10 protein-coding genes and 1 pseudogene are annotated in these 11461 nt (G+C 41.0%); all 11 read left to right on the top strand.

The features are described 5' to 3' along the window. The first annotated feature begins 69 nt into the window (after positions 1–69). Positions 70–774, top strand: a complete 705-nt coding sequence (locus B7705_RS08370; protein WP_084948953.1) for a YwaF family protein — start codon at positions 70–72, stop codon at positions 772–774. Between the two features lie 236 nt (positions 775–1010). Beyond that, on the top strand, positions 1011–2387 hold the full coding sequence (gene ftsA, locus B7705_RS08365; protein WP_000196334.1) for a cell division protein FtsA: 1377 nt from the start codon (positions 1011–1013) through the stop codon (positions 2385–2387). 16 nt (positions 2388–2403) lie between these two features. Next, positions 2404–3660 (top strand): cell division protein FtsZ, encoded by a 1257-nt coding sequence (gene ftsZ, locus B7705_RS08360; protein WP_084949234.1) that lies wholly within the window; start codon positions 2404–2406, stop codon positions 3658–3660. A 3-nt stretch (positions 3661–3663) separates the two neighbouring features. Beyond that, positions 3664–4335, top strand: a complete 672-nt coding sequence (locus B7705_RS08355; protein ID WP_084948952.1) for a YggS family pyridoxal phosphate-dependent enzyme — start codon at positions 3664–3666, stop codon at positions 4333–4335. Positions 4336–4344: 9 nt separating this feature from the next. After that, positions 4345–4878, top strand: coding sequence for a cell division protein SepF (locus B7705_RS08350; RefSeq protein ID WP_084948950.1), 534 nt, complete (start codon positions 4345–4347; stop codon positions 4876–4878). Further along, positions 4878–5138: a YggT family protein gene (locus B7705_RS08345; RefSeq protein ID WP_000576497.1), complete on the top strand. Its 261-nt coding sequence runs from the start codon at positions 4878–4880 to the stop codon at positions 5136–5138. The genes B7705_RS08350 and B7705_RS08345 overlap by 1 nt, the downstream gene beginning before the upstream one ends. After that, a complete protein-coding gene (locus B7705_RS08340) occupies positions 5135–5926 on the top strand; it encodes a YlmH family RNA-binding protein (RefSeq protein ID WP_084948948.1) in 792 nt (263 codons plus the stop codon). Before B7705_RS08345 ends, B7705_RS08340 begins: the two co-directional genes overlap by 4 nt. A gap of 8 nt (positions 5927–5934) precedes the next feature. Continuing rightward, a complete protein-coding gene (locus tag B7705_RS08335) occupies positions 5935–6819 on the top strand; it encodes a DivIVA domain-containing protein (RefSeq protein WP_142358233.1) in 885 nt (294 codons plus the stop codon). Positions 6820–7075: 256 nt separating this feature from the next. After that, positions 7076–9868: an isoleucine--tRNA ligase gene (ileS, locus tag B7705_RS08330; RefSeq protein WP_084948947.1), complete on the top strand. Its 2793-nt coding sequence runs from the start codon at positions 7076–7078 to the stop codon at positions 9866–9868. Positions 9869–10194: 326 nt separating this feature from the next. Next, positions 10195–10575 (top strand): annotated as a pseudogene (locus B7705_RS08325) (hypothetical protein). A 188-nt stretch (positions 10576–10763) separates the two neighbouring features. After that, a complete protein-coding gene (locus tag B7705_RS08320; RefSeq protein ID WP_000240121.1) occupies positions 10764–11456 on the top strand; it encodes a phosphoglycerate mutase in 693 nt (230 codons plus the stop codon). Positions 11457–11461: the final 5 nt, after the last annotated feature.

Genomic DNA, 11461 nt, shown 5'->3' with positions numbered 1-11461 from the left:
TTTTTCAAAAAATAAAAACTAGGGCAGTGAACTTTCTACTGCTCTGGCTAGATGAACGAGGAATAGAATATGAATTTGTGGGAACAATTATTTACCACACAGATATCAGAACCGCCCCAGTTTGAACTCCACTGGTATATTGGTTTGTTATGTTTACTGGCTCTTACTTTCTATGTTTCATATCGTTACCGCGACAAGGTGGCTTACCAGCGCTTCATTCAGATCCTTCAGTCTCTTCAACTGATTGTTCTGTATAGCTGGTATTGGGGCAATCAAATGCCCTTATCAGAAAGTTTGCCTTTCTATCATTGCCGTATCGCCATGTTTGTTATGCTCTTGATTCCAGGGACTTCCAAGTACAAGCAATACTTTGCACTTCTAGGAACCTTTGGAGCAACTGCAGCTCTGGCATACCCACTCTTTGACCCTTATCCGTTTCCACACGTGACCATCCTGTCCTTTATCATCGGGCATGTGGCACTTTTGGGGAATGCGCTCCTATACTTGTTTAAGAATTATGAAGCTTCCCTGCTCAATTTGAAGAATGTGACAGTGATTACATTTTCTCTAAATGCCTTGATAGGAGTTGTCAACTTGGTTGTAGGTGGGGATTATGGTTTTTTAAATAAACCACCACTAGTGGGGAATCACGGACTATTGGCGAATTACATCATCGTGTCCAGTGTGTTGGTAGCAGCTATCAGCTTGACTGCAAAAGTACTAGAGGTCTTTTTGCAACAAAGAGCAGAAAAAATGATTCAAGAGAAAGCTTAAAAAGGCCTTCTCTTTTTTTGATTAAATATGCAAAATATAGCTGTAAGGATATAAAAATAATGATTGCTCCTGAGAAAAATTGTTTAAAAGACTTTTACAAAAAACCTAGAGGAAATTTATGAAAAACTAAGCACGATTGGATTTTTTGTGTTATAATATTTTGTGAATAGCTGTGTCTCGTCACAGTTATTGAAAATAGAAGTGAGAAACTTGGAAGACAGAGAGGACGCAATGTAATGACTAGAGATGGTTTTTTTACAGGCTTAGATATCGGAACTAGCTCCATCAAAGTGCTGGTTGCCGAACATAGAGATGGTGAAGTAAATGTAATTGGCGTTAGCAATGCCAAGAGTAAAGGTGTCAAAGACGGGATTATCGTTGATATTGAGGCTGCTGCTTCAGCAATTAAATCCGCAATTTCCCAGGCAGAAGAGAAGGCAGGAATTTCAATCAAGTCTGTCAATGTTGGTTTACCAGCAAATCTCTTGCAGGTTGAACCAACTCAAGGAATGATTCCTGTAACATCAGATACAAAAGAAATTACAGATCAAGACGTAGAGAATGTTGTCAAATCAGCTTTGACTAAGAGCATGACGCCTGATCGTGAAGTGATTACTTTCATTCCAGAAGAATTTATCGTAGATGGCTTCCAAGGTATTCGTGACCCTCGTGGGATGATGGGGGTGCGTTTGGAAATGCGTGGTTTGCTTTACACAGGACCTCGCACTATCCTTCATAATCTTCGTAAAACCGTGGAGCGTGTGGGAATTCATGTTGACAACGTCATCATCTCACCATTAGCGATTGTAAATTCAGTTCTTAATGAGGGAGAACGTGAGTTTGGCGCGACAGTGATTGATATGGGTGGTGGACAGACTACAGTTGCAACCATTCGCAATCAAGAATTGCAATTTACAAATATTTATCAAGAAGGTGGAGAATATGTCACTAAAGACATTTCCAAAGTCTTAAAAACTTCCCAAAAAATCGCAGAAAGTTTGAAACTCAACTATGGTGAAGCTTATGTTCCACTAGCAAGTAACGAGACTTTCCAAGTTGAAGTCATTGGTGAAGTAGAGCCCGTTGAAGTGACAGAAAGTTACTTAGCAGAAATTATTTCAGCACGTATCAAACATATTTTTGATCAAATTAAACAGGAGTTAGACAGAAGACACTTGTTGGATCTACCAGGTGGTATCGTTCTGATCGGCGGAAATGCGATTTTACCAGGAGTTGTCGAATTGGCGCAAGAGGTGTTTGGTGTTCGAGTGAAACTCTATGTGCCAAATCAAGTGGGAATTCGCAACCCTGCTTTTGCCCATGTGATCAGCTTGTCTGAGTTCGCAGGTAAATTGACAGAAGTGAATCTTCTGGCTCAAAAGGCAGTCAGAGGAGATGAATTCCTTCGTCAAAAACCAATTAATTTTGGTGTTTCAAATCAAAGTGTGACACCGATTATACAATCAACTCCAGTGCAACCAGCTACTGCAGCAACTGAAATCACACCTGACAGTGGCCTTGCTCCAAGAGACGAATTCCAAGCAAGTTCTCAAGATAAACCGAAATTAACAGACCGTTTCCGTAGCTTGATCGGAAGCATGTTTGATGAATAAAAGAGGAAAAGAAATTATGACATTTTCATTTGATACAGCAGCTGCTCAAGGTGCAGTTATTAAAGTAATTGGTGTCGGTGGAGGCGGTGGTAATGCTATTAACCGCATGATCGACGAAGGTGTTTCAGGCGTAGAATTCATTGCGGCGAACACAGACGTACAAGCCTTAAGCAGTACAAAAGCTGAAACAGTTATCCAACTCGGACCAAAGTTGACTCGTGGTTTGGGTGCTGGAGGTCGACCTGAGGTTGGTCGTAAGGCTGCTGAAGAAAGCGAAGAAGCATTGACAGCAGCGATTAGCGGGGCAGACATGGTCTTTATCACTGCTGGTATGGGTGGTGGATCTGGTACAGGAGCTGCCCCTGTTATTGCACGTATTGCTAAAGATTTAGGTGCCCTTACAGTAGGTGTTGTGACACGTCCTTTTGGATTTGAAGGAAGCAAACGTGGTCAGTACGCTGTAGAAGGAATCAACGAACTTCGCGAACATGTTGATACTTTGTTGATTATTTCAAACAACAATTTGCTTGAAATTGTTGACAAGAAGACACCGCTTCTTGAAGCTCTTAGTGAAGCAGATAACGTTCTTCGCCAAGGTGTTCAAGGGATTACAGACTTGATTACCAACCCTGGTTTGATCAACCTTGACTTTGCTGACGTGAAAACTGTAATGGCAAACAAAGGAAATGCCCTTATGGGTATCGGTATCGGTAGTGGTGAAGAACGCGTTGTTGAAGCGGCTCGTAAAGCAATTTACTCTCCACTTCTTGAAACAACTATCGATGGTGCAGAGGATGTCATCGTCAACGTTACTGGTGGTCTTGATTTAACATTGATTGAAGCAGAAGAAGCTTCAGAAATCGTCAACCAAGCAGCTGGTCAGGGAGTGAATATCTGGCTTGGAACCTCTATTGACGAAAGCATGAAAGATGAAATCCGTGTTACTGTTGTAGCGACTGGTGTTCGTCAAGAACATGTAGAAAAAGTTGTTGGTTCTCCAGTAAAACAAGCGGCTCGTCGTGAAGCCTCAAGACAACCGCACCCTCAAAATTTTGATCGTCATTTTGACCTAGAAGATACAGCAGAATTACCAAAACAAAGCCAACGACGCTTTGAAACAAGTCAATCTTCTGCTTTTGGTGATTGGGACTTGCGTCGTGAATCAATCGTTCGTCAAACTGATTCAGTCGTATCACCTGTAGAACGTTTCGAAGCACCGACTTATCAGGACGAAGATGAGTTGGACACACCTCCATTCTTCAAGAATCGTTAATCAATGGATTTGAAAAAAAATACAGAGTTCGTTTTTCAGCAGGTCGCTGAAGCTAGCCGAGAAGCCAATCGTGATCCAGCTTCTGTTTCAATTATTGCAGTGACGAAATATGTGGACGTAAAAACAGCGGAAGCCCTGCTTCCCCTTGGTGTTCATCATATTGGTGAAAATCGTGTTGATAAATTTTTAGAAAAATATCAGACGTTAAAGGACTTCCCTGTCACTTGGCATTTGATTGGAACGCTACAAAGACGGAAGGTCAAAGAAGTAATCCCTTTTGTGGATTACTTTCATGCTTTAGATTCCTTTAAATTGGCACAGGAGATTCAAAAGAGAACAGATCATGTTATCAAGTGTTTCCTACAGGTCAATATTTCAGGAGAAGAAAGCAAGCACGGTTTTTCAAAAGAAGAATTACTAGAACTTTTGCCAGACTTAGCTCAGCTAGATCAGATTGAGTATGTTGGTTTGATGACCATGGCTCCTTTTGAGGCAGATTCTGATGAATTGAAACAAATTTTCAAGAAAACTCAGGAACTGCAAGCAGAAATTAGGGAAAAACAAATTCCTAATATGCCGATGACAGAGTTGAGCATGGGCATGAGTCGTGACTATAAGGAAGCGATTCAATTTGGTTCGACCTTTGTTCGAATTGGCACAGCATTTTTTAAATAGGAGAGATCTATGTCTTTAAAAGATAGATTTGATAAATTTATAGATTATTTTACAGAAGATGGGGAAGAAACAACTGCGACTTATCAACCTCAGGATGAGCAGATGATTGCTTCATCCAGTTCAGCTTCTAAAGAACTGCCAGCGCAGTTTCAATCAAGCACTTCAAGAGATGCTAACATCACTCGCTTACATGCTCGCCAACAAGAATTGGCTATGCAAAGTCATCGTACAGATGAAAAAGTAACGATTGATGTTCGTTATCCTAGAAAATATGAGGATGCAACAGAGATTGTGGATTTATTGGCTGGAAATGAAAGTATCTTGATTGACTTCCAGTACATGACAGAAGTTCAGGCTCGTCGTTGTTTAGATTATCTGGACGGTGCCCGTCATGTTTTGGCAGGTAATCTGAAAAAAGTTGCGAGTACAATGTATTTGTTGACACCAGTCAATGTGGTTGTGAATATTGAAGATATCAAGTTGCCTGATGATTCTCAAAGTGCAGAATTTGGTTTTGATATTAAACGAAGTAGAGCGAAATAATGATTTTTCTGATTCGTCTAATCCAAAATGCAGTGAATATCTATTCCCTGCTTTTGTTAATCTATGCACTCCTCTCTTGGTTTCCAAATTCTTATGGTAGTTCACTAGAACGTTTACTGGAAAAGCTGATTAGACCGATTGTTGATCCACTTCGCCGTTTACCTTTACAATTTGGAGGTTTGGATTTATCCATTTGGCTAGCAATCTTAATCGTCCGTTTTTTGGGTGACAGCTTGATTCGTTTCTTGTTGATACTATGATGACAAATAAAGCGATTTACCAGCACTTTTCTCTTGATGATGCTCCCTTTATTGATAAGGGATTAGAGTGGATCAAGCGGGTGGAAGATACTTATACTCCGGTCCTCACTGCTTTTGTCAACCCGCATCAGGAACAGATACTGAGGATTTTGGCTGGGACCTATGGACTGGGCTGTGTGAGTAGCGGAGAATATATCCATACAGAATTTGTCCGTGTCCTTCTGTATCCAGACTATTTCAGTCCGACACTGTCAGATTTTGAAATGGCATTGTTAGAGATCCGTTATCCAAGTAGGTTTGAACAGCTAACACATGCAAAGATTTTGGGGACAATCATCAATCAACTAGGAATTGATCGTAAGCTCTTTGGTGATATCTTGGTAGATGAAAAGAGAGCACAGATTTTTGTCAATCGTGATTTTATCCCTCTGTTTCAGGACGGGATACAAAAGATTGCCAGACTACCTGTGTCGCTGGAGGAATGTCCTTTCACCGATAAAATCATATCTGAGATCAATTATCAAGAACAAGATATTTTGATTTCCAGTTTTCGTTTGGATGCCCTCTTATCAAGTGCCTTGAAATTATCCAGAAAGCAGGCTAGTCAACTCATAGAGAAAAAATCTGTTCAGGTAAACTACCACTCCATTGAAAAATTAGATTATCTAGTAGCTGTAGGGGATTTGATTAGTGTGAGAAAGTTTGGTCGTCTGAAGATTGTCAAAGAAAATGGGCAAACTAAAAGGGATAAGATAAAACTGACTATCCAATTATTATTAAGTAAGTGAGGAAAAGTATGCCAATTACATCATTAGAAATTAAAGATAAAACCTTTTCTACGAAATTCAGAGGGTTTGATCCAGAAGAAGTAGATGAATTTCTTGATATTGTTGTTCGTGATTACGAGGACTTAGTCCGCAATAATCACGAAATGGAAAGACACATTAGAAGTTTAGAAGAGCGCTTATCTTACTTTGATGAGATGAAGGATTCGTTGAGCCAGTCTGTTTTGATTGCTCAAGATACGGCTGAACGTGTAAAGCAAGCTGCTCAAGAGCGCTCAAACAATATTATTCAACAGGCTGAGCAAGATGCCCAGCGCCTCCTTGAAGAGGCAAAATACAAGGCTAATGAAATCCTACGTCAGGCAACAGATAATGCTAAGAAAGTAGCTGTTGAGACAGAAGAGTTGAAGAACAAGAGTCGTGTATTCCATCAACGCCTCAAGTCTACGATTGAGAGCCAGTTGGCAATTGTCGAATCTTCAGATTGGGAAGATATTCTTCGTCCGACTGCGACTTATCTCCAAACAAGTGATGAAGCCTTCAAGGAAGTCGTAGGTGAGGTCTTGGGAGAAGCTGTTCCTTCGCAACCAGAAGAAGAGCCGATTGATGTGACTCGCCAATTTTCACCTGAAGAAATGGCTGAGTTACAAGCCCGCATCGAAGCAGGTAACAAAGAATTAGCTGAGTTTGAAGCTCAGCAGATTAACAATCAAGCGGAAAGTCATGTGTTAGATATCAATACGGTTGTAGAAGAGATACAGTCTCATTCAGTTGAGCCACAACATGAGGATTCAGAAATCGTGACAGAGTATTTCTCAGTATCGCCATCAGCAACTGGAACTGCTTCTTCAACTACTAAACATGAAGCACAACAAGAATCCGTTACAATATTATAAGAAATAAATGTGAGAACAAGATTTAACCAACTATATTTCCAGCGAGTAGGAGACGGTGTGAGTCCTGCAATCCCTAGTGGTCAGATTATCCTCTCAAGCAATCCAGTCTGAAAGCAGTAAGACAGGACGTTCCCCACGTTACGGGAAAAGAGGGGAAAAGACAAAGTCTTTTTCCGAACAAAGGTGGTACCACGATTTTCGTCCTTTTTAGCGATTCGTGGTTTTTAATTTGTCAATTTAAATTAAAGGAGTAACAATGAAACTTAAAGAAACCCTCAATTTAGGGAAAACAGACTTTCCTATGCGTGCTGGCTTGCCAACCAAAGAACCACTATGGCAAAAAGAGTGGGATGAAGCGAAACTTTACCAACGTCGTCAAGAATTGAACCAAGGAAAACCGCATTTCACCTTGCACGATGGACCTCCCTATGCCAACGGAAATATCCACGTTGGGCACGCCATGAACAAGATTTCTAAAGATATTATTGTTCGTTCAAAATCGATGTCAGGTTTTTATGCGCCTTACATCCCAGGTTGGGATACACATGGTTTGCCAATCGAGCAAGTCTTGGCAAAACAAGGCGTGAAACGTAAAGAAATGAACTTGGTTGAGTACTTGAAACTTTGCCGCGAGTACGCTCTTTCTCAAGTTGATAAACAACGTGAAGACTTTAAACGTTTGGGTGTTTCTGGTGACTGGGAAAATCCTTATGTGACTTTGACTCCAGACTATGAAGCAGCTCAAATCCGTGTCTTCGGTGAAATGGCTAAAAAAGGCTATATCTACCGTGGTGCCAAGCCAGTTTACTGGTCATGGTCATCTGAATCAGCTCTTGCAGAAGCAGAAATTGAATATCATGACTTGCTTTCAACTTCCCTTTACTATGCTAACCGTGTCAAAGACGGAAAAGGTGTCCTAGATACTGATACTTACATCGTTGTTTGGACAACTACTCCATTTACCATCACAGCTTCTCGTGGTTTGACTGTTGGAGCGGATATTGACTACGTAGTCGTACAACCAGCTGGTGAATCTCGTAAGTTTGTGATTGCTTCAGAATTGTTGAATAGTCTTTCTGAGAAATTTGGTTGGGCTGATGTTCAGGTCTTGGCAACCTACCGTGGTCAAGAATTGAACCACATTGTGACAGCTCACCCATGGGATACAGCTGTAGATGAGTTGGTAATCCTTGGTGACCACGTTACGACTGACTCTGGTACTGGTATCGTCCATACAGCCCCTGGTTTTGGTGAGGACGACTACAATGTTGGGGTTGCCAATGGCTTGGAAGTGTTTGTCACTGTTGATGAACGCGGGATTATGATGGAAAATGCTGGTCCTGACTTTGCAGGTCAGTTCTATGACAAGGTTGTTCCAACTGTTATCGAGAAACTTGGTAATCTTCTTCTTGCTCAAGAAGAAATTTCTCACTCCTACCCATTTGACTGGCGTACGAAAAAACCAATCATCTGGCGTGCAGTGCCACAATGGTTTGCCTCTGTATCTAAATTCCGCCAAGAAATCTTGGATGAAATTGAAAAAGTGAAATTTCACTCAGAATGGGGGAAAGTGCGTCTCTACAACATGATTCGTGACCGTGGCGACTGGGTCATCTCTCGCCAACGTGCTTGGGGTGTGCCATTACCAATCTTCTATGCCGAAGACGGCACGCCAATCATGACAGCTGAGACCATTGAACACGTGGCTCAACTCTTTGAAGAGCACGGCTCTATTGTCTGGTGGGAACGTGATGCCAAAGACCTCTTGCCAGAAGGATTTACGCATCCAGGTTCACCAAATGGCGAGTTCAAGAAAGAAACGGATATCATGGATGTTTGGTTCGACTCAGGTTCATCATGGAATGGAGTTGTGGTAAACCGTCCAGAACTCAAATACCCAGCAGACCTTTACCTAGAAGGTTCTGACCAATACCGTGGTTGGTTCAACTCATCACTCATCACATCAGTTGCCAACCATGGCGTAGCACCATACAAACAAATCTTGTCGCAAGGATTTGCCCTTGATGGTAAAGGTGAAAAGATGTCTAAATCTCTTGGAAATACCATTGCTCCAAGCGATGTAGAAAAACAATTTGGTGCGGAAATCTTGCGTCTCTGGGTAACAAGTGTAGACTCAAGCAACGACGTGCGTATTTCTATGGATATCTTGAGCCAAGTCTCTGAAACCTACCGTAAGATCCGTAACACCCTTCGTTTCTTGATTGCTAACACATCTGACTTTAACCCGTCTGAAGATGCGGTTTCTTACGAAGAGCTTCGTTCTGTTGATAAGTACATGACTATCCGCTTTAACCAACTTGTTAAGACCATTCGTGACGCTTATGCAAACTTCGAATTCTTGACAATCTACAAGGCCTTGGTGAACTTTATCAACGTTGACTTGTCAGCCTTCTACCTTGACTTCGCCAAAGACGTTGTCTACATTGAAGGTGCAAAATCACTCGAACGTCGTCAAATGCAGACTGTCTTTTATGACATCCTTGTCAAAATCACAAAACTCTTGACACCTATCCTTCCTCACACTGCGGAAGAAATCTGGTCATACCTAGAGTTTGAAGCTGAAGACTTCGTCCAATTGTCAGAATTGCCAGAGGCTCAAACCTTTGCTAACCAAGAAGAAATCTTGGATACATGGTCAACTTTCATGGACTTCCGTGGACAAGCTCAAAAAGCCTTGGAAGAAGCTCGTAATGCAAAAGTAATCGGTAAATCACTCGAAGCCCACTTGACAGTTTATCCAAATGAAGTGGTGAAAACTCTTCTTGGAGCATTGGATAGCAATGTAGCTCAACTTTTGATCGTGTCAGAATTGACTATTGCAGAAGGACCAGCTCCAGAAGGCGCAGTTAGCTTTGAGGATGTTGCCTTCACAGTTGAACGCGCTGCAGGTGAAGTTTGTGACCGTTGTCGTCGTATCGATCCAACTACTGCTGAACGCAGTTACCATGCAGTTATCTGTGACCACTGTGCAAGCATCGTAGAAGAAAACTTTGCGGATGCAGTCGCAGAAGGATTTGAAGCGAAATAATCAGAATAGACTGAGAAAGGTCGCTAAAATCATAAAAACGCGTAATATCAAGAGTTCAAGTGCTTTGATATTATGCGTTTTATCATGGGAAAATTTACTAGTCCATTTCCTCAAATGAAGTTCTTCCTGGCCTGTCCGTGTAGATAATTAACATAATCAACTATTCAGTTTTCTCATAATTTTATATTTCCACTAATTATAAAGAGACTATAGAACTTAAAATTATTTTTTGAAAACCAATATTTATTATAAAATTTTATAAGACTGTTTAATTTTTAGATAAATTATGATTGAATAATACCTATAAAAATTTTAAGGAGATTATTATGAAAACAAATACACTTGCTCGTGTCAACGCTATTTTTGGTCTTATTTCAGGAATTGTATTGCTTTTAGGGCCAGTCATCATGTTTATCATGGCTATTGGAGCTGCTGCGGCAACTGAAGACGCAGATGTAACGGTTGGGACATTGACAGGGCTCTCAATTATTTTGTCATTGGTTTAAATTGCTGTTTTAGTATTGGGAATTGTGGCTATAGTTTATTATAAAGATGATGAACGTGTTACGAATGCACCTTCTGTTTTGCTCATTGTAGGTGGTGCGGTCGGCTTGATTCCATTTTTGGGATGGGTAGGTGGAATTCTAACCATTATTGGTGGTTCACTTTACTTTGGAACATTGAAAAAATTTGTAATTGAAGAGTAGTAGTTTTCCAATTATTTGGACGGGACTATTTCATCGTCTATCGAGAACAATTATGACAGTGTGATAAAGAGAAGACTGATAAGCTCTCCTCTTTTTCGTTGATTTTCACTAGCTTTTTTGTGAAAAATTGTGTAAAATGGAATAGATAAACGAGGACAACCTCGAAAAATTAAAGGAGAATCCATCTAATGGTAAAATTGGTTTTTGCTCGCCACGGTGAGTCTGAATGGAACAAAGCTAACCTTTTCACTGGTTGGGCTGATGTTGATTTGTCTGATAAAGGAACACAACAAGCGATTGACGCTGGTAAATTGATCAAAGAAGCTGGTATCGAATTTGACCAAGCTTACACTTCAGTATTGAAACGTGCGATCAAAACTACAAACTTGGCTCTTGAAGCTGCTGACCAATTGTGGGTTCCAGTTGAAAAATCATGGCGCTTGAACGAACGTCACTATGGTGGTTTGACTGGTAAAAACAAGGCTGAAGCTGCTGAACAATTTGGTGATGAGCAAGTACACATCTGGCGTCGTTCATACGATGTATTGCCTCCAAACATGGACCGTGACGATGAGCACTCAGCGCACACTGACCGTCGTTACGCTTCACTTGACGACTCAGTTATCCCAGATGCTGAAAACTTGAAAGTAACTTTGGAACGTGCCCTTCCATTCTGGGAAGATAAAATCGCTCCAGCTCTTAAAGATGGTAAAAACGTATTTGTAGGAGCTCACGGTAACTCAATCCGTGCCCTTGTAAAACACATCAAACGCTTGTCAGACGACGAAATCATGGACGTGGAAATCCCTAACTTCCCACCATTGGTATTCGAATTTGACGAAAAATTGAACGTAGTTTCTGAATACTACCTTGGAAAATAATCTAT

It is taken from the genome of Streptococcus oralis subsp. dentisani, from assembly GCF_002096685.1.
Classification (GTDB): domain Bacteria; phylum Bacillota; class Bacilli; order Lactobacillales; family Streptococcaceae; genus Streptococcus; species Streptococcus oralis_AD.
The sequence above is the reverse complement of the archived record's forward strand: the minus strand, read 5'-3'. Positions and strand labels throughout refer to the sequence as shown.